Origin of the sequence: Nocardiopsis sp. TSRI0078, assembly GCF_001905145.1 — a bacterium.
Taxonomy (GTDB): Bacteria; Actinomycetota; Actinomycetes; order Streptosporangiales; family Streptosporangiaceae; genus Nocardiopsis.
In genome coordinates, this window is record NZ_LWLB01000001.1 from 190,257 (window position 1) to 213,452 (window position 23,196).

The following is a 23,196-nucleotide window of genomic DNA, read 5'->3' on the forward strand; positions in this document are numbered from 1 at the left end:
GGGTTCCGCCGGACTGTGTGGACGGCCGGACCCGGGCGGAAAGGGGGAGACACGCCGGACAATTCGTCCTACCATTGCGGGCGTGCCCGAATCCAACCGTGGCGTCGCCCTCGGGGCCCTCGCCTTCCTCCTGTGGGGCATCGCGGCCCTGTACTGGCCCCTCCTGTCCGCCGCCGAGCCCAGCGAGATCCTCGCCCACCGCATGGTGTGGTCCCTGCTCGCGATGTGCGTCTTCCTCTTCCTGGCCCGCCGGGGCTGGTCCTGGCTCCCGGCGGTGGTGCGCAGCCCCAGGCGGCTGCTGCCGGTCGCCGCGGCGGCGGTCCTGATCTCCCTCAACTGGTGGGGGTTCATCTTCTCGGTCTCCATCGAGCAGACCCTCCAGGCCTCGCTCGCGTACTTCATCAACCCTCTGATGTCGGTGTGCCTCGGGGTGGTGTTCTTCTCCGAGCGCCTGCGGGCGGCACAGTGGGTGGCGGTCGGACTGGGCACCCTGGCCGTCCTCGTGATGGCCGTCGGCTACGGCGTGACCCCCTGGCTGTCCCTGCTCATGGCCTCCTCCTTCGCCGCCTACGGCGCGGTGAAGAAGTACGTGGACCTGGACGGCATGCAGAGCCTGACCGTCGAGACCCTGGTGATGTTCCTGCCCGCGCTGGGCTTCGTGGTCTATCTGGAGGCCGCGGGGTCGAGCAGCGCGTTCTCGGTCTCGCCCGCCCACACCGCCCTCCTGGTCGGCGGCGGCTTCGTGACCGCCCTTCCGCTGCTGCTGTTCGGCATGGCCACCCGCAAGGTCCCCCTGAGCGTCATCGGCATGCTCCAGTACATCGCCCCGAGCATCATGTTCTTCGTCGGCTGGCTCGTCCAGGACGAGGAGATGCCGCTCGCCCGCTGGCTGGGGTTCTCGCTGGTGTGGCTGGCCCTGTGCGTGTTCGCCTTCGACCAGGTGCGCGGCGCCCGGTCCCGCCGCGCGTCCCGGGCCCGACCCCGGGACGACGGACCGCTCGAGGCGGCCGAGATGACCGGGACGGCCGAGTCGGCCGGGGCGGGCGAGTCGGCCGGGGCGGGCGACGGCGGATCCGAGGCGAGGACGCCTCCCCGGCGGCCCCTCTCCGAGGGTCCGGCACGACCGGACCCCGCGGACTGACCCCGGCTTCCCGGTCGCGATTCCGGCTTCCCGGTTTCGGAAAAACCAAACTACCCTCTGTGACTCTATGCTAACGTCAGGTCGCGGGCCGGGGGTCACTCCCGGCCCCGACCAGGCCGCACGTCCCGGAGGGCCCCTCCATGCCTCGCACCAGCCGAACGGCAGGCGCCACGCGCGCCGCCGCGGCCGTGTGCCCGCAGGCGCCCTCCCTGCTCCTCCTGCCGCTGGTGGTCGGTGCCGTCCTCGTCGGCCTGTGGCTGCTCGGCGCCGCCCCCGCCTCCGCTGAGGAGGATCCGGCCGACGACGGTCCGGGAAGCAGCAGTGTCCTCCCCGGCGACCCGACCGGTACCGGTTCACCGGTCCACGGCTCCCTCGGGGGCGGCCCGCCGGAAGGCGGCGTCCCGGACGGCGCGTCCCCGCAGGACGGCGCCCCGGCCGGCAGGACCCCGGTCGGGGGATCCCTCGGCCTGCGGGGCCCTGACGGCGGCTCCCTCGGCCTGCGGGACTCCGCCGCCCTGGAGGGCGTGCTCCCCGGCGAGGTCGCCGAACCGGTCGCCTCCACCCTGGGGAGCGTCCACCACCGCCTGGAGGCGGGCGCCGAGCGCACCGCCGCCGGGACCGCCGCCGTCCTGCCCGAGACCGCCTGGAGGGTGGGCGAGGTCGGCGAGGGGGCCCGCCGGGTGATCCGTGAGCTCGACCGGACGGGCGGCACCGTCGAGAGCGCCCTCGCCCCGGTGGCACGGACCACCGCCGAGCCCTCCGCCGCCCCGGCCCGGAACGGCGGCTCCGACACCGGTCGGCGCCCGGACGGGCACGAGCGGTCGGGGGACGCCGCCACGGAGCACGGCACCGACCGGGACCACTCCCCCAGTGCCGTCTTCGGCACCTTCCCCGCGGCCGCCCCCTCCACCCCCTCGGACGATTCCGCGGAGGCAGGCTCCGGCGCCCCGGCACCCGCGCCCCCCGCCGGCCAGCTGACCACCGGCTCTAACGCGCCCGGAGCGGGCCCCGCCCCCGCATCCGGCGTCGCGGGCTACCTCACCGCCGCGCCCGTCACCGCGCCCGCCTCCGGGGCGGTGCCGCTCGCCGCCCACGCCCTGCACCCCGTGCCGGGCGGCCCGAGCGACGACCCCACCGTCTCCCCCGACTAGGGCGGGTCCTCACCGCGCGGCCCCTGTCCGCGCACGGACCCGTTCCCAGCCACGGCCTCCTCCGCGCCGCGTCCTTCTGGGAGTTGACGTGAGTCCCGTGCCCTTCGCCGTTCACGGAACTCACGTCAGCCGGTGGTCCGCCCCGGCCCAGGCCGACCGCGCCCCACGCGCACGGCCGCCCCGTATCCGCTGATCCAGATCCGGACCGCACCTTTCGGAAGGAAACCCATGACCCAGTCCACGCGCATCCACGCACGAACCGTCCTCCTCACCGCGGGAACGGCGGGCTTCGTCGCCCTCGGTTCCGGGGTGGCGGGCGCCGAGGCGCTCACCTCCCCCGTCCACGAGATCGCGCCCGTCGTCGAGCGGGCGCTCGTGGAGGGCGTCGCCCCCACCGTGAACAGCCTGGCCCCCGAGGGCGTCGGGCCTGTCGCGGACAGCGCGCTGTCGGAACTGCAGGAGACCGCGCACAACCCCGACAAGCCCGCGCCCGACCTGTCCGCGCCGCTGCCCGAGGGCGAGGCCCTGCGCACCCCGGTCGGCGACCTGCCCAACCCGACCTCCGAGCTCGCCGACACCGTCTCCGGGGCCCAGGACGCCACCGGCCTGGACGGCGACCCCCACGACACCGTCGGCCACGACCTCGGCAGGGCCCTCGAACACCGCGGTCAGCGGGCGGGTGCCGCCGTGGAGGACACGGCCACCCGGGCCGGTTCGCGCGTCGAGGAGACCGCCGTGGAGGTGCTGCCCCACACCGTGGAGTCCGTCTACGGGCTGCGTGAGCAGGTGGACCTGCCCAGGGTCGGCCAGGTCGTCCAGCTGCCGGACACCTCCGGCCTGCCCTCGCTGGCCGGCGTCCTCGGCTCGGCCGACTCCGCCACCGTGCGGCAGAGCGCGGCCGCGCCCGCCGTCCCCAACATGTGGGACCTCGCCTACGCCTTCGGCCTGGAGGCGCCGGGCGGCGTCCAGGACGTCATGGCGGCCGCCCCGGTGACCGACGACGACTACGTGGGCCTCGGTGAGGAGGGGGTGCTCGGCATGGTCGGGCAGCGCAACCTCGACGAGCGGATCACCGCCGTCCCGCAGTCCTCTCCGAGCACGCCCGGCCTCGGGGACCTGACCGGAGCCGCCCTGTCCGGCGACGCCCCGACCGCCGAGCTGGAGCCCCTCAACGTGGAGGGCCCCCTGGCCGACTCCGGGTTGCCCCGCCTCTCCGGCACCGGCCTGCCCGTCGTCGACGACACGGTCGACGCCACCCTGCCGCAGCTCGCCGACACCGGTCTGCCCCAGGTCGCCGAGGGCGTCGACACCCGGACCGCCGAGGACCTGGTCAACGAGCTCGGCCGGGGCACGGACCTGCTGAACGAGCTGGACACCAGCGACCTGGTGTCCATCGAGGGGGGCACCGTCCCGCAGGAGACCCCCGGGGGCATGACCCAGCACCCGACCTTCATGGACCTGCCCGGGTCCGAGGCCCTGCCCGTCGTGAGCTAGCGCACGGCGAGAAGCACCACGGGTGTGACGTGAGGGGGTTCCCTCCCCGTCGATCCCGCTCTCGGCCCCACCGCGGGACACCGGGAGCAGGATCGTCCCAGGCGGGCGTCCACGGAGGGTGAGAACCCGCGACATGGCGACGGCGCCGTCCCGATGGGGCGGCGCCGTTCTCGTGTCCCTGTCGCGGACCGTGCCCGCGAACGGTGGTCCGGTCAGCCGGAGCGCTCGACCACGTAGTCGCACAGCGACTCGAAGGCCTCGCGCGCGGGGCTCTGGGGCAGGGTCGCCAACTCGGCGCGCGCCTTGTCGGCCCAGCCCCGCAGGGTGGCCTCGGCCTCGGCCATCGCCGGGTGCACCCGCAGCAGCGCCAGGGCCTCCTCGGCCTCGCCGTCGTCCAGCGGGCGGCCCAGCAGCGACTTGAGCCGCTCGTCGGCCGCGTCCCTCGAACGCAGCGCGTAGAACATCGGCAGGGTGAGTACACCCTCGCGCAGGTCGGTGCCCGGGGTCTTGCCCGAGTCCATGCTCTCGCTCGCCACGTCCAGGATGTCGTCGGCCAGCTGGAAGGCCATGCCCAGGGCGTCGCACGCCCGCGTGACCGTCCCGACCGTCTCCGGGTCGACCTTGCCGAACATCCCGCCGAACTCCGCCGACGACGCGATCAGCGACGCCGTCTTGTCGCTGATCACCCGCAGGTAGTGGTCCAGCGGGTCGGCGCCCTCCGGCGGACCCGAGGTCTCCAGGATCTGCCCCTGCACCAGGCGTCCGAACGTGACCGCCTGCAGCCGGACCGCCTCGGTGCCCAGGTCGGCGAGCATCTCCGAGGCCCGGGCGAAGACGTAGTCGCCGGTCAGGATGGCGATGCTGTTGCCCCAGCGCTGGTTGGCGCTCGGCTCGCCCCGCCGCAGCTCGGCCTCGTCCATGACGTCGTCGTGGTAGAGCGTGGCCACGTGCGTGAGCTCCACCACGGCCGCGGCCGGGATGAGGTCGGGCACGGTCGGGTCGCCGAAGTGGGCGGCCAGCAGCACCAGGGTCGCCCGGAAGCGCTTGCCCCCGGCCTCCAGCAGGTGGGAGGCGGCCTCGGTCAGCAGGGGGTCGCTCGACGCGACCGACTCCCTCAGCAGGTCCTCGACCTTCTCCAGGTTGTCCTGGACCTCACTGGCGAGGGCCGCATCGACTCTCGGCAGAGCGAGAAACCCGCTCGGGACAGCACCGCTCACCGTAAAGCTCCACCTGTTGAACGGGCACGGCGGTGACCCCCGGTGAGGGGGCCACCGCGTGCTCGGCACATGAACATGATCCGACTTGCCACGGTATCCGACCCGGAATGAACAGCCAAAGCCACACCCGGATACGGGACCGTCCGGTGTCGAAGCGCAGGTCAGGCCGGATAATCGGTCATTCCGTACCCGTCTGCGTGGACGCCTGGTCCACCATCACCGCGACCGGCTCGGGACCGGTCTCCGAGGACGGCAGCAGGTTGTCCAGCACGGGCCCCGGGTACAGGCCGAGCAGCAGCGTCGCCGCCACCCCGACCACGATGACCCCGCCTGTGGCCGCACCCGCGCGCACCACCGTGGGGCCCTCGCCTTCCGAATCCCGGAAGAACATCACCACGATGATCCGCACGTAGAAGAACGCGGTCACCGCGCTGCTCAGGACTCCCACCACCACCAGGGGGGTGGCACCGGCCGCCACGGCCGCCTCGAACACCGCGAACTTGCCGATGAACCCGCTGGTCAGCGGGATACCGGCGAAGGCCAGCAGGAACAGGGCCAGTGCACCGGCCAGCGCCGGGGAGCGGCGGCCCAGCCCCGCCCACCGGTCCAGGTCGCCGAGCTCCTGCCCGCCGTCCCTGGTCCGCACCAGCGTCACCACGGCGAACGCGCCCAGCGTGGTGAACCCGTACGCCGCCAGGTAGAACATGGCGCCCGCGAGCCCGTCGGTGCTGCCCGCCACGACCGCGGTCAGGACGAACCCGGCGTGCACCACCGACGAGTAGGCCAGCAGCCGCTTGACGTCGCGCTGGGTGACCGCGATGACCGCGGCGACGACCATCGTCAGGACGGCCACCACCCACAGCATCGGCTGCCAGCTCTCCGCCGAGCCGCCGAAGGGCACGAAGAACACCCGCAGCAGCGCGCCGAACGCGGCGACCAGCGTGCAGGAGGCCATCAGCGCCGTGATCGGGGTCGGCGCGCCTTGGTACACGTCCGGCTTCCAGTTGTGGAAGGGCACGGCGCCGACCTTGAACAGCAGGCCGATCGCCACCAGCCCGATGCCCATCAGGAGCAGCGGTTCGCCGTTGCCCCCCTCGAAGATCCGCGCGCCGCCCGCATCGACGGCCGCGCGGATCTCGCCGAAGTTCACCGATCCGGCGTAGCCGTAGACCATGGCGGCGCCGAACAGGAAGAACGCCGAGGAGAACGCGCCCAGCAGGAAGTACTTGACCGCGGCCTCCTGCGAGAACAGGCGGCGGCGCCGGGCCAGCCCGCACAGCAGGTACAGCGGGAGGCTCATCACCTCCAGCGCGATGAACATCGTCAGGAAGTCGTTCGAGGCCGGGAACATCAGCATCCCCAGCACCGCGAACAGCACCAGCGGATACACCTCGGTGTGCTGGGAGCCCGCCAGGATGTGCGCGCGCTCCTCCTCGCTCCCGGGCACAGTCGCCGCCTGCGCGGCGAAGGCGTCGCGCCCGTCCCGGCGCTCGGAGATCAGCAGCAGACTCACCAGCGCCAGCACGGTGATGGTGCCCTGGAAGAAGATCACCGTCCGGTCCACCGCCAGCACACCGGCGGCGACCGTCACACCCGCCTCGTCGGCGGGCAGCGAGCCCACCTGGAGCACCAGCAGCACGAACGCCGCCAGCAGCGCGAGCACCGCGAGTCCGATCTGGAGCCCGCGGCGCCGCCCCTTGGGCACGAACGCCTCGAACAGCACACCCAGCACACCGGCGGCGAACACCGTGATCAGCGGCGCGAGCAGCCACCAGTCGAGGTCCGGCGGCGTCTCGGTGATGACGGGAAGGTCCATGTGGGGGATCACTCCGCGTCTCCTTCCTCTTCCTGGGCGCCCGCGGCGCCCTCACTGCCGCCGGCCGCGGCCGTGTCCGCCGCCCCGGAGCCGATACCGACGGTGCGCTCGACCGCGGGGTTGATCACGTCCAGCGCCGGCTGCGGATACACGCCGAGCACGAGGATGAGCGCGAGCAGCGGGGCGACGGCCCACGTCTCCCGCGCGGACAGGTCGCGCAGACCGGTCAGCCCCTCCTTGGTCGGGCCGTTCATGGTGCGCTGGTACATCCACAGGATGTAGAGCGCGGCCAGCACCACGCCCACCGCGGCGATCACCGCCGGGACCGGGTGGAACGCGTACGCCCCGACGAACACCAGGAACTCGCTGACGAACGGCGCCAGGCCCGGCAGCGCCAGGCCGGCCAGGCCCGTCACGAGGAACACCCCGGCGAGCTTGGGCGCGACCTTCTGCACACCGCCGTAGTCGCTGATGAGCGAGGAGCCGCGGCGGGCGACGAGGAAGCCCACGACCAGGAACAGCGCCCCGGTCGCGAACCCGTGGTTGACCATGTACAGGGCGGCTCCGGCCTGTCCCTGCGCGGTCAGGGCGAAGATGCCCAGGGTGATGAAGCCGAAGTGGGACACCGAGGTGTAGGCCACCAGGCGCATCATGTCGTTCTGCCCGATGGCGAGGATCGCACCGTAGATGATGCTCACCAGGCTCAGTGCCACCACCGGCCACACGAACCACGACACCGCCGCCGGGAACAACTCCAGGCAGTAGCGCAGCATGCCGTAGGTGCCGACCTTGTCGAGCACGCCCACGAGCAGCACGGCGGTGCCCGGACGCGAGGCGCCCGCCGCCGAGGGCAGCCAGGTGTGCACGGGCCACATCGGCGCCTTGATCGCGAAGGCGATGAAGAAGCCGAGGAACAGCCAGCGCGCCGTGGCCGGGTCCACCGCGGCGAGGGCGCTGCCCTCTCCGACCAGGTCGGTCCACAGGAAGCTGCCGCCGATGACGTACACGCCGATCACCGAGACCAGCATGACCAGGCCGCCGGCGAGGCTGTACAGCAGGAACTTGACCGCGGCCCGGGTCCGGTCGTCCCCGCGCCCGTAGCGCCCGATCATGAAGTAGACCGGGATGAGCATGGCCTCGAAGAACACGTAGAACAGGAAGACGTCGGTGGCGGCGAAGACGCCGATCATCATCGCTTCCAGCACCAGGATGAGCGCGAAGTACCCGCGCCCGCCGTCGGGGCGGTCCTCGTGCTCGTTCCATGCGGCCAGGACGACCAGCGGCACCAGGACGGCCGACATCAGGATCAGCACCAGGGCGATGCCGTCCACGCCCACGGCGTAGTTGACGCCGAAGCGCTCGATCCAGGGATGGACCTCCTCGAACTGCAGGCCTGCGGCCTGGGAGGTGTCGAACCGCAGCGCCATGGCCGCGACCACGAGCAGGGTGGCGAGCGAGAAGCCCAGTGTGAGCCGTTTGGCGGTCTCGGCCGACCCGCCGGCGCCCGTGGCCGTGGCGGCGGGCCGCACGGCCGTGGCGGTGGCGCCGCCCGTCGAGGCCGACGCCTCGGCGGCTTGGGCGGCCCCGGCCGGGGAGGCCTTCGCCGCCGTGCGCGGCAGTGCCCAGACCAGGGCCGCGCCGACCGCGGGGAGCGCGATCGCGATGGTGAGCCAGGGGATCATTGTCACAACCTCACAGCCAGCGTCGCGGCGACGACGACGGCGCCGAAGAGCATGGTGAGCGCGTACGTGCGGGCGAACCCGGTCTGGGCGCGGCCCAGTCCGCTGGAGGAGTCGCGCACGCCCGCGCCGAGTCCGTTGACCGCCCCGTCGATGACCTTGTCCTCGATGACGAGCAGCGCACCGGTGAGCGCCTGGCCGGGCCGCATGAGCAGGCCCTCGTTGATCTCGTTGCCGTACAGCTCGCGGCTGGCGGCGACGGTGACCAGGTTGCCCTTGGGGGCGGTCTCGGCCACCGGCTTGCGCAGGTACACCGCCCAGGCCGCCGCCACACCGACCACCAGCACGCCCAGGGCGGCCAGGCCGTAGGGCGAGGTGAACGCGTGCGCCACGTCGAAGTGGTGCGGGTGGGCGCCGGTGGCCGGGGCGAGGAAGCCCGCGAACCTGTCGCCGAGCGTCAGGAAGGCGCCGAGCGCGACCGAACCGACCGCCAGCACCACCATGGGGGCGGTCATGCTGACCGGCGACTCGTGCGGGTGCACGCCCTCCTCCCACCGCTTCTTGCCCAGGAAGGTCATGAAGACCATCCGCGACATGTAGAAGGCGGTGAGCCCCGCGCCGGCGATGACGGCCGTCCCGAGCACCATGCCCTGGGTGCCGCCCGTCCCGAAGGCCGCGGAGATGATGCTCTCCTTGGTCCACCAGCCCGACAGCAGCGGGAAGCCGATGATGGCCAGGTAGCCCAGGCCGAAGGTGGCGAAGGTGACCGGCATGATCCGGGCGAGCCCGCCGTACCTGCGCATGTTCACGCCGTCGTTCATGGCGTGCATGACCGATCCGGCGCCGAGGAACAGCCCGGCCTTGAAGAAGCCGTGGGTGACCAGGTGGGCGATGGCGGCCACGTAGCCGACCGGGCCCAGCCCGGCGGCCAGCACCATCATGCCGATCTGGCTCATCGTGGACCCGGCCAGGGACTTCTTGATGTCGTCCTTGGCCGAGGCGATGATCCCGCCGGCCAGCATGGTGGCGGCACCCACGACGGTGACCGCGGTCTGGGCGACCGGGGCGCCCTCGAAGACGGGCCCGGCGCGCACGATGAGGTACACGCCGGCGGTGACCATGGTGGCCGCGTGGATGAGCGCGGACACCGGGGTCGGGCCCTCCATGGCGTCGAGCAGCCACGCCTGCAGCGGCAGCTGCGCGGACTTGCCGCAGGCGCCGAGGAGGAGCAGCAGCCCGATCGCCAGCAGCACGCCGTCGCTCGCGCCCGGGACGGCGGCGAACACGTCGCTGAAGCTGACCGCGCCCAGCGCCGAGAACATGATCATGATCGCGATGAGCAGGCCCATGTCGCCGACACGGTTGATGAGGAACGCCTTCTTGGCCGCCACGGCCGCGGAGGGCTTGTACTGCCAGAACCCGATGAGCAGGTAGGACGCCAGGCCCACACCCTCCCAGCCGAGGAAGAGCAGGACGAAGTTGTCCGCGAGCACCAGCACGAGCATGGCCGCCACGAACAGGTTCAGGTAGGCGAAGAAGCGCCGCCTGCCCGGGTCCTCGGCCATGTAGCCGACGGAGTAGACGTGGATCAGCGAGCCCACGAAGGTGATCAGCAGGACGAAGCTGATCGAGAGCGGGTCCACCAGCAGGTCCACGCCGGCCTCGAAGCCGCCGACGGAGAACCACTGGTAGACGGGGACGGAGACGCTGCGCGCGTCGGGGGCCCTGCCGAGCAGGTCGAACAGGACGAGGAGGGCCCAGACGAAGGAGGCGACCGGCAGGGCCGTGGCCGGCCAGTGCCCCCACTTGTCGGTGCGCCTGCCGCCGAGCAGCAGGATCGCCGCGCCCGCGAGCGGCAGGGCGATGAGCAGCCATGCGCCCGACAGCACCGCGCTGTCGGCCGCGGTCGCCACCGCGGGTTCGGCGGCGAGGTACGCGTGAGATGTCACAGCCACGTCGCCTTCTAGTGCTTGAGCAGGTTCGCGTCATCGAGCGACGCGGACCTGCGGGTTCGGAAGATCTGCATGATGATCGCGAGGCCCACGACCACCTCGGCGGCGGCGACGACCATCACGAAGAAGGCGATGACCTGTCCCTCGATGTCCCCGTGCATCCGGGCGAACGAGACGAACGCCAGGTTGCAGGCGTTGAGCATGAGCTCCACGCACATGAAGACGATGATCGCGTTGCGCCGGATGAGTACGCCGACGGCGCCGATGGTGAACAGCAGCGCCGCGAGGACGATGTAGTTCATCGGGTCCACGAGGACTCCACCTCCTGCCCGTTGCCGTTGCTGTCGGAGCCGTCCGTGTCGTCGGTGCCGCCCGGACCGCCCGTGTCACCGGGACCGCCCGTGTCACCGCCGTCCGCGCCCGGCGTGCCGTCGGCACCGCCCGGGCTCCCGGACTCCCCGGGGTCCTGCGCGGCGGGCCGGGCCCGGTCGTCCGTCACCGGTCCGACCGTCTTGGCCTCGGCGGAGTCCGAGGCCCCGCCGAACAGCGGTGCCTGGGCGGTCCGCACGTCGGAGGGCACCCGCGACTGGTACTCGGGGTCGCGCGCGGTGAGCACCGGGTTGAGGGACAGCTGGGCGACCGTGCCGTCCGGCAGCAGCGCGGGCATGTCGATCGCGTTGTGCCGGGCGTAGGTGCCGGGTCCGGGCAGCGGGGTCGGGTGGTCGCCGCGGATGCGGTCCTCGGCGATCTCCCGCTGCGTGCGGCGCTTCTTGGTGCGGGCGGTGTGCGCCAGCACCATGGCGCCCAGGACGGCGGTGATGAGCAGCGCGCCGGTGGCCTCGAAGGCGACCACGTAGCGCAGGATCAGCTCGCCCGCGATCCACGGGATGGTGCCGCCCGCCGCCGCGGCGCCCTCGGTCAGCCCGACCGGGTCGCCCACGGTGATGCGGGTGATCCCGGTGGCCAGGGCGCCGGCGAAGCACAGGGCCACGACGGCCGTCATGATCCGCTGTCCGCTGATCGTCTCCACCAGGGAGTCGGCCGAGCTGACGCCGATGAGCATCAGCACGAACAGGAACAGCATGAGGACGGCGCCGGTGTAGACCACGATCTGCACGACCATGAGGAACGGCGCCGCGTTGATGCCGTAGAAGATGGCCAGGCCGACCATGGTCAGCGCCATGGACATGGCCGAGTGCACGGCCTTGCGTGAGAAGACCACGCCCAGGGCGCCGAGGAGGACCACCGAGCCCAGGATCCAGAACGTGGCCGCCTCACCGCCGCCGATCGGCGCGGCCAGGTGCAGGGGCCCGTCGAGCGCTGCGTCCTCGGAAACGTTGGTGAGCGGGTTCAACGGACCGCCTCCGTGGTCTCCTGCGCCTGCTGGCCGTCCTGCGATCCGTGCTGGCCGCGCCCGGTGGCGTAGTAGTCCTGTTCGGTCTCGCCCAGGCGCATCGGGTGCGGCGGCGGCTCCATCCCCTCCTTGAGCGGGGCGAGCAGCTGCTCCTTGGTCCAGATCAGGCTCTGCCTGCTGTCGTCGGCCAGCTCGTACTCGTTGGTCATCGTGAGGGCGCGCGTGGGGCAGGCCTCCACGCACAGCCCGCACAGGATGCAGCGCAGGTAGTTGATCTGGTACACCCGGCCGTAGCGCTCGCCGGGCGAGTACCTGTCGTCGTCGGTGTTGTCACCGGCCTCCACGTAGATGGCGTCGGCCGGACAGGCCCAGGCGCACAACTCGCACCCGATGCACTTCTCCAGGCCGTCGGCCCACCTGTTCAGCTGGTGCCGTCCGTGGAAGCGCGGCGCCGTGGGGCGCTTGACCTCCGGGTACTCGACGGTCGGCACCTTCGTGAACATCGTGTGGAAGGTGACACCGAAACCCTTGACGGGGTTGAGCCACTCAAGCACCGGTAACCTCCTCACCCTTCTTGTTGCGGTCGGCAGCGGCGGCCGGGGCCGTCCGCGGCGGTTCGGCGAGCACGCTGCTGCCGTAGTGCGGGGCGGTGCGCGGTGGCACCGGGAACCCGCCGAAGGCGGGCTCCTCGTGCGCGCGGCGGGCGTTCTCGGCGCGCTGGAGGGCCTCTTCCGCGCGCTCGCGGCGCGCGTGGCGCAGCCAGGCGGCGAAGGCGGCCACCGTGGCGGCGGTGAACGCGGCGACCACGAGGCCGACGACCACCGGCGGGGCGTCCTCCAGGACGAGCATCCGCACGACGGCGACGGCGGTGATCCACACCAGCTGGATCGGGATGAGCACCTTCCAGCCGAGCTTCATCAGCTGGTCGTAGCGCACCCGGGGCAGGCTGCCGCGCGCCCAGATGAACAGGAACATCACGCAGACGAACTTGAGCAGCCACCACAGGGCGGGCCACCAGCCCTCGTTGGCCCCGGGGAGGAACGCGGTGATCCCGGGCGGGGCGAGCCAGCCGCCGAGGAAGAGCGTGACGGACACGGCGGCGACCGTGCACATGTTCACGTACTCGGCGAGGAAGAACATCGTGAACTTCATGGACCCGTACTCGGTCATGAAGCCGCCGACGATCTCGCCCTCGCCCTCGGCCAGGTCGAAGGGCAGCCGGTTGGTCTCGCCGACCATCGTCACCAGGTAGACGAGGAAGGACGGCAGGAGCAGCACGGCGAACCACAGTCCGCGCTGGGACTCGACGATCCCCGACGTGGTGAGGGTGCCCGACATGATGAAGACCGCGACGAAGGACAGGCCCATCGCGATCTCGTAGCTGATCACCTGCGCGGAGGCGCGCAGGCCGCCGAGCAGGGCGTAGGGCGACTGGGAGGCCCAGCCGCCGAGGACGAACCCGTACACCCCCAGGGCCGCGGTGGCCAGGACCACCAGGGCCGCGATGGGCAGGTCGGTGAGCTGGAGCGGGGTGAGGACCCCGAACATGCTCACCTCGGGCCCGATCGGGATGACCGAGAACGCGATGAAGGCGGGCACGGCCGCGATCATCGGCGCGGCGATGTAGACGAACCGGTCCACCCCGCGCGGGATCAGGTCCTCCTTGAGGGAGAGCTTGATGCCGTCGAACAGGGACTGGAGCAGACCGAAGGGGCCCATCCGGTTCGGCCCGTGGCGCTGCTGCATGCGGCCCATGACCTTGCGGTCGGCCATGATCATCATCAGCACGCAGAGCATGAGGAAGACGAAGATCCCCAGCGCCTTGATGGTGGTGATCCACCAGGGGTCGCCGCCGAAGGCGCTCAGTGTCTCCTCGGAGGCCAGGTGGGCCACGCGCGGATCGAGAGCGGCGGGGGTCACTGCTGCCTCCCGGAGGTGGTGGTGGACGCGGCCAGCAGGACGGTCTGGCCCGCGCCGCCGCCCAGGTCGCGGGGTACATCGCAGCCGTCGGCGTTGGCCGGGAGCCAGACGACCCTGTCGGCGATGTCGGTGACGACCACGGGCACGGACACCGACCCGCGTGCGCCGGTGACGTGGAGCGTGCCGCCGTCGGGGACGCCGACCTCCTCGGCCGTGGCCTTGGACAGGTAGGCGCGGGCCGGGCGGGCGGTTCCGGCGAGGTAGGGCTCACCGTCCTCCATGCGGCCGGTGCCGAGCAGCTGGCGCCAGGTGGAGAGGATGGCCTGGCCGGGTTCGGGCCCGGCGACCTCCGCGGGGCGCACCCGGGGCGCGGCGGCGCGCTGGCCGGTCCACAGGCCCAGCTCCATCAGCTCGCCGTAGGCGGACGCGGCGTCCGGCAGGCCCAGGTGCACGTCCATCTGGTCGGCGATCGCGGAGAGCACCCGCAGGTCGGACAGGGCGCCGGGCACCTTGAGCGCGTCGCCGAAGGGCCGGTGGCGGCCCTCCCAGTTGACGAAGGTGCCGGACTTCTCCGCCACGGAGGCCACCGGCAGCACCACGTCGGCGCGGTCGGTGACGTCGCTGGCGCGCAGTTCGAGGCTGACGATGAACGGCACCCGCGCCAGGGCCTCGCGCGCGGCGTCGGGGTCGGGCAGGTCGTCCAACTCGACCCCGGCGACGATCAGGGCGTCGAGATGCCCGGACGCGGCGGCCTCGATGATGGCGGCGGTGTCGCGTCCGGGGGCCTCGGGCAGGGAGCCCACGTTCCAGGCGCGGGCGACCTCCGCGCGGGCGGAGGGGTCGGTGACCGGTCGGCCCCCGGGCAGCAGGCCCGGCAGCGCCCCGGCGTCGACGGCCCCGCGCTCGCCGGCGCGGCGCGGCACCCACGCCAGGCGGGCGCCGGTCCGCGCGGCCAGGGCCGCGGCGGCGGTCAGGGCGCCGGGCGCGGCGGCCAGGCGCTCGCCCACCATGATGACCGAGCCCTCCTCGTTCAGGGCCGACACGACCTCGGGGTTGTCCGTGTCCAGGGCGTTGAGGACGCGGCCCTCGTCGCCGGGGACCGCCTTGACCAGGGTGCCCTTGGTCTTGGTCAGGCCCAGGCTGGCGTGCGAGGCGACCGAGTAGACCTTGAGCCTGCGCTTGCGCACGCCCTTGCGCAGCCGCAGGAAGACCAGGGGCGACTCGTCCTCGGGCTCGAAGCCGGCCAGGAGCACCGAGGGCGCCTTCTCCAGCGCGGTGAAGTCCACGTCGACCGGGGTCCCGGCGACGTGGGCGGCCAGGAAGGCGGCCTCCTCCTCGGAGTGCGCGCGGGCCCGGGCGTCCACGTCGTTGGTGTTCAGGGCCACGCGGGCGAACTTGGCGTAGGCGTAGGCGTCCTCGTAGGTCAGCCGCCCGCCGGCCAGGACGCCGACCCGGCCGCGCGCGGCGGACAGGCCCCGGGCGGCCATGCCGACGGCCTCGGGCCAGGAGGCGAACTCCAGGGCCCGGGACTCCTCGTCGCGCACCAGCGGACGGGACAGGCGGTCGGACTGGGTGGCGTAGCTGAACGCCCACCGCCCCTTGTCGCAGTTCCACTCCTCGTTGACCTGGGGGTCGTCCCCGGCCAGGCGGCGCATGACCTTGCCGCGCCGGTGGTCGGTGCGCTGGGCGCACCCGTCGGCGCAGTGCTCGCACACGCTGGGCGTGGACACCAGGTCGAAGGGGCGCGACCGGAACCGGTAGGCGGAGCCGGTGAGCGCGCCGACCGGGCAGATCTGCACGGTGTTGCCGGAGAAGTAGGACTGGAAGGGCTCGCCCTCGGCGATGCCGACCTGCTCCTGGGCGCCGCGCTCCATGAGCTCGATGAGCGGGTCGCCCGCGATCTGGGCCGCGAAGCGGGTGCAGCGGGCGCACTGGATGCAGCGCTCCCGGTCCAGCAGCACCTGCGAGGACAGCGCGATCGGCTTGGGGAAGGTCCGCTTGACGTCGACGAAGCGGGTCTCGCCCCGCCCGGTGGACATGGCCTGGTTCTGCAGGGGGCACTCGCCGCCCTTGTCGCAGACCGGGCAGTCCAGCGGGTGGTTGATGAGCAGGAACTCCATGATCCCGCGCTGGGCCTTCTCCGCCACCGGTGAGGTCAGGTGGGTGTTGACCACCATCCCCTCCATCACGGTGATGGTGCAGGAGGCCTGCGGCTTGGGCATGCCGCGCCCGTTGCCCATGTCGGGGATCTCCACCAGGCACTGGCGGCAGGCCCCGACCGGGTCCAGGAGCGGATGGTCGCAGAACCTGGGGATCTGGATGCCGAGGAGTTCGGCGGCCCTGATCAGCAGGGTCCCCTTGGGCACCTGGATTCGGAAACCGTCGATGGTGACGGTGACGAGGTCCTCCGGCGGCGGCGCCGGCGCCGATCCGCCGGAGGAGTTGGAGGTGACTGTCACTGGTGTCCTCCCGTCGAGGTCGGCTGGTCGCCCCACAGGGTGGCCTTGGTGTGGTCGAAGGGACATCCGCCCCTCTCGACGTGGTCGATGTACTCCTGGCGGAAGTACTTGATCGAGGACATGACCGGGCTGGTCGCGCCGTCGCCGAGGGCGCAGAAGGAGCGGCCGAGCAGGTTGTCGCAGATGTCCAGGAGCTTGTCGAGGTCGGCCTCGGTGCCCTGGCCCCTCTCCAGCCGGTCCAGGACCTGGACCATCCAGAAGTTGCCCTCGCGGCAGGGCGTGCACTTGCCGCAGGACTCGTGGGCGTAGAAGGCGATCCAGCGGCCGACGGCGCGCACCACGCAGGTGGTCTCGTCGAAGATCTGGAGGGCGCGCGTGCCGAGCATGGACCCGGCCGCGCCCACCGACTCGAAGTCGAGCGGGGTGTCCAGGTGCTCGTCGGTGAAGATCGGCGTGGAGGAGCCGCCGGGGGTCCAGAACTTGAGCTGGTGCCCGGGGCGGACCCCGCCCGCCATGTCGAGCAGTTCGCGCAGGGTGATGCCGAGCGGCGCCTCGTACTGCCCCGGGTTGGCGACGTGTCCAGACAGGGAGAAGAAGCCGAACCCGGCGGACTTCTCGGTGCCCATGGACGTGAACCACTCGGTGCCGTTGGCGACGATGCTCGGCACGCTGGCGATGGACTCGACGTTGTTCACCACGGTGGGCGAGGCGTAGAGCCCGGCCACGGCGGGGAAGGGCGGCTTGAGCCGGGGCTGGCCCCGGTAGCCCTCCAGGGAGTCCAGCAGGGCGGTCTCCTCGCCGCAGATGTAGGCGCCCGCCCCGGCGTGGACGACGACGTCGAGGTCGAAGCCGCTGCCGAGGACGTCCTTGCCCAGCAGTCCGGCCTCGTAGGCCTCGGCGACGGCCCGGCGCAGGCGGCGGATGACGTGGACGACCTCGCCGCGCACGTAGATGAAGGCCTGGCTGGACCTGATCGCGTACGCCGCGATCGCCACGCCCTCCACCAGCACGTGCGGGTTGGCGAGCATGAGCGGGATGTCCTTGCAGGTACCCGGCTCGGACTCGTCGGCGTTGACGACGAGGTAGCGCGGGTTGGGGTTGTCCGCGGGAAGGAAGCCCCACTTCATCCCCGTGGGGAACCCGGCGCCGCCCCGGCCGCGCAGGCCGGACTTCTTGACCAGGTCCACGATGGCGTCGGGCTCCATGCCCAGGGCCGTGCGCAGGGCGCCGTAGCCGCCGGTGGCCTGGTAGCCCTCCAGGGTGAAGGAGTCCGGACGGTCCCAGTTCTTCGAGAGGATCGGGGTCAGGGTGGTCACTTGGCGTCCTCCTCACCCTGGTCGGAAGGCCGGGCGGGCAGGTCGTTCGGGTCCGGAGCCGACCATCCGCGCTCCCGGGCCAGCCTGAGCCCGGCCAGGGAGGGCGCGGCGGCCTGGACGCCCTCGCCCGCGCGGCCGTCGTCGAACCCGGCCAGCACCCGTGAGGCCTGCTTCCAGGTGCACAGGCCCTCGGGACCGCGCGTGGGCGCGACGTCGTTGCCCAGGCGCAGGTCGTCCACCAGCTTCTTGGCGGTCTCGGGGGTCTGGTTGTCGAAGAACTCCCAGTTGACCATCACGACCGGCGCGAAGTCGCAGGCCGCGTTGCACTCGACGTGCTCCAGCGTGACCTTGCCGTCCCCGGTGGTCTCGCTGTTGTCCACCCCCAGGTGGTCCTTGAGGGTCTGGAAGATCTCGTCCCCGCCCATCACCGCGCACAGGGTGTTGGTGCACACGCCCACCTGGTAGTCGCCGCCGGGGCGGCGGCGGTACATGGTGTAGAACGTGGCGACCGCGTTGACCTCGGCGAGGGTGATGTCGAGCTGGTCGGCGCAAAAGCGCATGCCGGCCTTGCTGACGTGCCCCTCCTCGGCCTGCACCAGGTGCAGCAGCGGCAGCAGCGCGGACCGCTGCCGGGGGTAGCGGCTGATGATCTCCTTCGCGTCCTGTTCCAACCGGGCCGTGACCTCGGCCGGGAACGCCTCGCGCGGCTCGGCCGCCTCGGTGGTCTCGGTGTTCTCGTGCTCGCTCACCGGTCCACGCCTCCCATCACCGGGTCGATACTGGCCACGGCCGCGATGACGTCCGCCACCGTGCCGCCCTCGCACATGGCGGCGACGGCCTGCAGGTGGGTGAACGAGGGGTCGCGGAAGTGCACGCGGTGCGGACGGGTTCCCCCGTCGCTGACCGCGTAGCAGCCGAGCTCGCCCTTGGCGCTCTCCACGGCCGCGTAGGCCTGGCCGGCGGGCACCCGGAAGCCCTCGGTGACCAGCTTGAAGTGGTGGATGAGCGCCTCCATGGAACCGCTCATGATGTGCGCGATGTGGTCGGGCGAGTTGCCCAGGCCGTCGGGGCCCAGCGCCAGCTTGGCGGGCCAGCCGATCTTGGCGTCCTTGATCATCACCGGGCCGGGCTGGAGCTTGTCCAGGCACTGCTCGATGATCTTGAGGCTCTCCTCCATCTCGGCCATGCGCACCCGGTAGCGGGCGTAGACGTCGCCGCCGTCGGAGACGGGGACGTCGAACTCGTAGTCCTCGTATCCGCAGTAGGGCTTGGCCTTGCGCAGGTCCCAGGCCAGGCCGGAGGCGCGCAGCAGCGGCCCCGTGACGCCGAGCGCCATGCAGCCGGGCAGGTTGAGGTGGGCCACGTCCCTGGTGCGGGCGAGGTAGACGGGGTTCTCGTCCAGGAGCTTGCGCATCGTGCGGATGCGCCCCGGCATCTCCTTGAGCAGCTCGCGGACCTTGCCGACCGCGCCGGGCGGCAGGTCCTGGGCCACGCCGCCGGGGCGGACGTAGGCGTGGTTCATCCTCAGGCCGGTGACCAGCTCGAAGATGTCCAGGATCATCTCGCGCTCACGGAAGCCGTTGGTCATGACCGTGGTCGCGCCCAGCTCCATGCCGAAGGTGGCCATCGCCACGAAGTGCGAGGCCATCCGGTTGAGCTCCATCATCATCACGCGGATGACGTTGGCCCGCTCGGGGACGCGGTCGGTGATGCCGAGCAGCTTCTCGACCGCGAGGCAGTACGCCGTCTCGTTGAACAGCGGCGTCAGGTAGTCCATGCGGGTGACGAACGTGGTGCCCTGCGTCCAGGTCCGGTACTCCAGGTTCTTCTCGATACCGGTGTGCAGGTAGCCGATACCGACGCGCGCCTCGGTGCAGGTCTCGCCGTCCAGGGTGAGGATCAGCCGGAGCACGCCGTGCGTGGACGGGTGCTGGGGCCCCATGTTGACGACGAGACGTTCGGCGCTGGTGGCCTGCGCCTTCTCGATGACGTCGTCCCAGTCCCCGCCGGAGGCGTCGATGTAGTCCTCGGTGACGGTCATGCCGGGCCTCCCTTCGTGACGGAGTGCGTTGGGACGGGGGTCCTGTGGCTCACTTGTAGGACCTCCGCTCGTCCGGCGGGGGCACGGTGGCGCCCCGGTACTCGACCGGGATGCCGCCCAGCGGGTAGTCCTTGCGCTGGGGGTGGCCGTGCCAGTCGTCGGGCATCTGGATCCGGGTCAGCGCGGGATGGCCGTCGAAGACGATCCCGAAGAAGTCCCAGGCCTCGCGCTCGTGCCAGTCGTTGGTCGGGTAGACCGACACGATCGAGGGCACGTGCGGGTCGGCGTCGGGGCAGGTGGTGGCGACGCGGATCTCGCTGTTGTGGGTGAGGGAGCGGAAGTGGTAGACCGCGTGCAGCTCCCGGCCGGCGTCGTCGGGGAAGTGCACGCCCGCCACGCCGGTGCACAGCTCGTAGCGCAGCGACGGGTCGTCGCGCAGTACGCGCGCCACCTCCGGGAGCGCCTCGCGGCGCACGTGGAAGGTGAGCTCGCCATAGGCGACCTCGACCCGCTCGACCGCTCCGGCGCTCTCGCCCAGGGCGGCCTCCAGGTCGTCGGCCACCCGGTCGAAGTCCGCGGTGCGCGGATCGTCGGGGTCGGTGAAGGGGCGCTGGTCGGCCACGGGAGCGCTCCCCCTGACCTGCAGACCGCCGAATCCGGAGGTGTCCCCGGTCGTGGTGGCGCCGAACATCCCGGTGCGCCGGACCGGAGCGGCCAGCCGCTCGCGTCCCTGCTTCTCGGGGAGGTTGGCGGCTTCCTCGTCGCGTTCGCGTTCGTTGTCGGTGCTCATGTCAGTCCTTGCTCACCAGCGGCAGCGAACGGCGGAGCATGCGCTCCTCGTTCTCGGTGATCTCCTGCTCCCGGTGGACGCCGAGCTTGGTGTTCTGCACCTTGTCGTGCAGCTTGAGCACGGCGTCCAGGAGCATCTCCGGCCGCGGCGGGCAGCCGGGCAGGTACATGTCGACCGGAACGATGTGGTCCACGCCCTGGACGATCGCGTAGTTGTTGAACATGCCGCCGCTGGAGGCGCACACGCCCATGGCGATGACCCACTTGGGCTCGGGCATCTGGTCGTAGATCTGGCGCAGGACGGGGGCCATCTTCTGGCTGACGCGTCCGGCGACGATCATCAGGTCGGCCTGGCGCGGGGTGGCGCCGAACTTCTCCATGCCGAAGCGGGCCAGGTCGTAGTGCGGGCCGCCGACGGACATCATCTCGATGGCGCAGCAGGCCAGACCGAACGTGGCGGGCCACATGGAGCTCTTGCGGGCCAGGCCCACGACCTGCTCGACGGTCGTGAGCAGGATGCCGTTGGGCAGTTTCTCTTCGAGTCCCATCAGCTGCGGACCTCCTCCGGGCTGGGCTGCGGGGTCGGGGCGGACGTCGGCGCGGGTCCCGGGCTCCGTTCCCTGGCTGCGGCCCCGCCGCGGGGGGTCGCCGTTCGGGAGCCGGCGGGGTTCCGGCGGCGGTCGGACGTGCCGCCGGCGGGGAACGGGCCGGGCACGGGAGGCGCCGGGGGCTCCCGCCTGCCGGGCGCCCGAACACGGGGTGAAGCGGAGCGGAGCCCCGGAAAGGCGCTGCCTAGTCCCATTCGAGGCCTCCGCGGCGCCACTCGTAGGCGTAGGCGATGGAGACGTTCACCAGGAAGAGGACGATCGCGACCAGACCGAACCAGCCCAGGGCGTCGAAGTGCACGGCCCAGGGGATGAGGAAGATGATCTCGATGTCGAAGACGATGAACATCATGGCCGTCATGTAGTACTTGACGGTGAAGCGCCCGCCGCCCGCGGGCTGGGGCGTGGGCTCGATGCCGCACTCGTAGGCCTGCATCTTGGCGCGGTTGTAGCGCTTGGGTCCCAGGAGCGCCCCGGCGACCATCGACACCACGACGAACGCGGCGCCGATCCCGCCGAGCACGAGTATCGGTGCGTACAGCTCCACGGTCACCCTCCTCCTGGCTGGTCGGCACGCCCGCGCGGCGTGCCCGGAGCGCTTGTGATTGCTTTCACTTGTGCGGGCTCATCTCTGGCTCGTCCCGTGTGTCCTGTTGTTGCTCCGGGCGCGGCCGCCCGGCTGTGTACTCTCGGGCCCCGGCCCGCCCGTGTCCGGCGGGCCGGAGAGCGGGAGGGCCCTCGCGGCCTCCCGGCGCCTTCGGCGGTCCCGTGGGCGCGCTTTGAGACCCTGTCTTCTCCCGGGGCCCCGCCGCTGCCCCTGCCGGAGCCTCACCGCCCCTCGCGGGGCCGCCCCGCCCCGTGTGCCTAGGCCGCGGGGGCGATGCGGGACAGGCCGTTGATGACCCGGTCCATGGCGTCTCCCTGCGTGGGCTCGGTGAGGTTGGCCAGCATCTTCAGCGCGAACTTCATGAGGGTGCGCTGGCGCAGGCCGTACCTGGTCGCGTACTTCATGAACTCGGGCTGGCCGATGACCTTCACGAAGTAGCGGCCGAGCGTGTAGTAGCCGCCGTAGGCGTCGGCGAGCACGTCGGGGTAGCGCAGCAGGGCCCGCTCGCGGGTCTGCTGGGTGGGCCTGCCGTGCGCCTGCACGATCACGTCGGCGGCGATGCCGCCGGCCTCCATGGCGTAGGCGATGCCCTCGCCGTTGAAGGGGTTGACCATGCCGCCCGCGTCGCCGACGAGCATGAGGCCGCGGGAGTAGTGCGGCACCCGGTTGAAGCCCATGGGCAGGGCGGCGCCGCGGATGGCGCCCCGCTGGTTCTCCTCGGTGAAGCCCCACTCCTTCGGCATGGACTCCGTCCAGCGGCGCAGGAGCTTGCGGTAGTCCACGTCCTGGAAGGAGGCGGTGGAGTTGAGGATGCCGAGCCCGACGTTGCTGGTGCCGTCGCCGACGCCGAAGACCCAGCCGTAGCCGGGCAGGAGGACGTCCTTGTCACCGCTGCGGTCCCACAGCTCCAGCCAGGACTCCAGGTAGTCGTCCTCGTGGCGGGGGCTCTCGAAGTAGGTGCGCACGGCCACGCCCATGGGGCGGTCGTCGCGCTTGCGGACGCCCATGGCCACGGACAGCCGGGAGGAGTTGCCGTCGGCGGCCACGACCAGCGGCGCCCGGAAGGCGACGGGCTCGCGGTCGGCGTTCTTCGCGTGGACCCCGGCGATGCGGTTGCTGCGCTCGTCCATGAGGGGGCCGGTCACGGTGGTGCGCTCCAGGAGCTTGGCCCCGGCGGAGACCGCCCGGTCGACCAGGATCTGGTCGAAGTCGTAGCGGGTGCGCACGAGGCCGAACCCCGGGTAGGCGGCCAGGTCGGGCCAGGGGAGTTCGAGGCGGGCGCCGGCGCCGACGATGCGCAGACCGTGGTTCCTGATCCACCCCTCGTCCTCGAAGGTGATCCCCATGGCTGTGAGCTGTTTCACCGCCCGAGGCGTCAGTCCGTCCCCGCAGACCTTCTCCCGGGGGAAGGAGGTCTTCTCCAGGAGCAGGACGTCCAGTCCGGCCTGGGCGAGGTAGTAGGCGGTGGTGGAGCCGGACGGACCGGCGCCGACGACGATGACGTCGGCGCCGTACTCGATCCGTTTCCGGTCTCTGGGAGAGGAGGTGGCTGTCTCGCTCACGGATGGGTCCTCGACTGCTCGCGCGGGTGCACCGTGGCGGGCCTGCTTGCGGGTCGGGCCCGCGCACGGGGGGAGTTATGGGCGCCCGGGGGC

19 protein-coding genes are annotated in these 23,196 nt (G+C 71.9%); 3 read left to right on the forward strand and 16 right to left on the reverse strand.

Annotation, left to right across the window (positions count from 1 at the left end):
• Nucleotides 1-82 precede the first annotated feature (82 nt).
• The 3 genes from rarD to A6A08_RS00905 all read left to right on the forward strand — a co-directional run bounded on the left by rarD (nt 83) and on the right by A6A08_RS00905 (nt 3,786).
• Nucleotides 83-1,141 carry an EamA family transporter RarD gene (gene rarD, locus A6A08_RS00895; RefSeq protein ID WP_083608704.1) on the forward strand — a complete coding sequence of 353 codons (1,059 nt, stop codon included), beginning with the start codon at nt 83-85 and terminating at the stop codon, nt 1,139-1,141.
• A 140-nt stretch (nt 1,142-1,281) separates the two neighbouring features.
• Nucleotides 1,282-2,292: a hypothetical protein gene (locus A6A08_RS00900; protein ID WP_073700569.1), complete on the forward strand. Its 1,011-nt coding sequence runs from the start codon at nt 1,282-1,284 to the stop codon at nt 2,290-2,292.
• A 228-nt stretch (nt 2,293-2,520) separates the two neighbouring features.
• Nucleotides 2,521-3,786 (forward strand): hypothetical protein, encoded by a 1,266-nt coding sequence (locus tag A6A08_RS00905; protein WP_073700570.1) that lies wholly within the window; start codon nt 2,521-2,523, stop codon nt 3,784-3,786.
• 212 nt (nt 3,787-3,998) lie between these two features.
• On the opposite strand, the gene A6A08_RS00910 is transcribed toward A6A08_RS00905, so the two are convergent.
• The 16 genes from A6A08_RS00910 to A6A08_RS00985 all read right to left on the reverse strand — a co-directional run bounded on the left by A6A08_RS00910 (nt 3,999) and on the right by A6A08_RS00985 (nt 23,103).
• On the reverse strand, nt 3,999-5,003 hold the full coding sequence (locus tag A6A08_RS00910; RefSeq protein WP_073700571.1) for a polyprenyl synthetase family protein: 1,005 nt from the start codon (nt 5,001-5,003) through the stop codon (nt 3,999-4,001).
• 178 nt (nt 5,004-5,181) lie between these two features.
• Complete coding sequence (gene nuoN / locus A6A08_RS00915; protein WP_073701034.1) at nt 5,182-6,819, reverse strand: NADH-quinone oxidoreductase subunit NuoN; 1,638 nt, start codon at nt 6,817-6,819, stop codon at nt 5,182-5,184.
• 8 nt (nt 6,820-6,827) lie between these two features.
• Nucleotides 6,828-8,501: an NADH-quinone oxidoreductase subunit M gene (locus tag A6A08_RS00920; protein ID WP_073700572.1), complete on the reverse strand. Its 1,674-nt coding sequence runs from the start codon at nt 8,499-8,501 to the stop codon at nt 6,828-6,830.
• 2 nt (nt 8,502-8,503) lie between these two features.
• On the reverse strand, nt 8,504-10,447 hold the full coding sequence (nuoL, locus tag A6A08_RS00925; protein ID WP_073700573.1) for an NADH-quinone oxidoreductase subunit L: 1,944 nt from the start codon (nt 10,445-10,447) through the stop codon (nt 8,504-8,506).
• Between the two features lie 14 nt (nt 10,448-10,461).
• Nucleotides 10,462-10,761 carry an NADH-quinone oxidoreductase subunit NuoK gene (gene nuoK, locus A6A08_RS00930; protein WP_073700574.1) on the reverse strand — a complete coding sequence of 100 codons (300 nt, stop codon included), beginning with the start codon at nt 10,759-10,761 and terminating at the stop codon, nt 10,462-10,464.
• Nucleotides 10,749-11,804, reverse strand: a complete 1,056-nt coding sequence (locus A6A08_RS00935) for an NADH-quinone oxidoreductase subunit J (RefSeq protein WP_073700575.1) — start codon at nt 11,802-11,804, stop codon at nt 10,749-10,751. Before A6A08_RS00935 ends, nuoK begins: the two co-directional genes overlap by 13 nt.
• Nucleotides 11,801-12,358, reverse strand: a complete 558-nt coding sequence (gene nuoI, locus A6A08_RS00940) for an NADH-quinone oxidoreductase subunit NuoI (RefSeq protein WP_073700576.1) — start codon at nt 12,356-12,358, stop codon at nt 11,801-11,803. Before nuoI ends, A6A08_RS00935 begins: the two co-directional genes overlap by 4 nt.
• Nucleotides 12,351-13,724: an NADH-quinone oxidoreductase subunit NuoH gene (nuoH, locus tag A6A08_RS00945; RefSeq protein WP_073700577.1), complete on the reverse strand. Its 1,374-nt coding sequence runs from the start codon at nt 13,722-13,724 to the stop codon at nt 12,351-12,353. The genes nuoI and nuoH overlap by 8 nt, the downstream gene beginning before the upstream one ends.
• Nucleotides 13,721-16,183 carry an NADH-quinone oxidoreductase subunit G gene (locus A6A08_RS00950; RefSeq protein WP_073700578.1) on the reverse strand — a complete coding sequence of 821 codons (2,463 nt, stop codon included), beginning with the start codon at nt 16,181-16,183 and terminating at the stop codon, nt 13,721-13,723. Before A6A08_RS00950 ends, nuoH begins: the two co-directional genes overlap by 4 nt.
• Nucleotides 16,180-17,499 carry an NADH-quinone oxidoreductase subunit NuoF gene (gene nuoF, locus A6A08_RS00955; RefSeq protein WP_073700579.1) on the reverse strand — a complete coding sequence of 440 codons (1,320 nt, stop codon included), beginning with the start codon at nt 17,497-17,499 and terminating at the stop codon, nt 16,180-16,182. Before nuoF ends, A6A08_RS00950 begins: the two co-directional genes overlap by 4 nt.
• Complete coding sequence (nuoE, locus tag A6A08_RS00960; protein ID WP_073700580.1) at nt 17,496-18,248, reverse strand: NADH-quinone oxidoreductase subunit NuoE; 753 nt, start codon at nt 18,246-18,248, stop codon at nt 17,496-17,498. The genes nuoF and nuoE overlap by 4 nt, the downstream gene beginning before the upstream one ends.
• Complete coding sequence (locus A6A08_RS00965; protein ID WP_073700581.1) at nt 18,245-19,540, reverse strand: NADH-quinone oxidoreductase subunit D; 1,296 nt, start codon at nt 19,538-19,540, stop codon at nt 18,245-18,247. The genes nuoE and A6A08_RS00965 overlap by 4 nt, the downstream gene beginning before the upstream one ends.
• A 49-nt stretch (nt 19,541-19,589) precedes the next feature.
• Nucleotides 19,590-20,330, reverse strand: a complete 741-nt coding sequence (locus tag A6A08_RS00970; RefSeq protein ID WP_073700582.1) for an NADH-quinone oxidoreductase subunit C — start codon at nt 20,328-20,330, stop codon at nt 19,590-19,592.
• A gap of 1 nt (nt 20,331) precedes the next feature.
• Entirely contained in the window at nt 20,332-20,877 is a 546-nt protein-coding gene (locus tag A6A08_RS00975) for an NADH-quinone oxidoreductase subunit B family protein (RefSeq protein ID WP_073700583.1), read from the reverse strand.
• A 244-nt stretch (nt 20,878-21,121) separates the two neighbouring features.
• On the reverse strand, nt 21,122-21,481 hold the full coding sequence (locus tag A6A08_RS00980; RefSeq protein WP_073701035.1) for an NADH-quinone oxidoreductase subunit A: 360 nt from the start codon (nt 21,479-21,481) through the stop codon (nt 21,122-21,124).
• Between the two features lie 317 nt (nt 21,482-21,798).
• The gene (locus A6A08_RS00985; RefSeq protein ID WP_073700584.1) at nt 21,799-23,103 is read right to left on the reverse strand and encodes a geranylgeranyl reductase family protein; all 1,305 of its coding nucleotides are present in this window, start codon (nt 23,101-23,103) and stop codon (nt 21,799-21,801) included.
• Nucleotides 23,104-23,196: the final 93 nt, after the last annotated feature.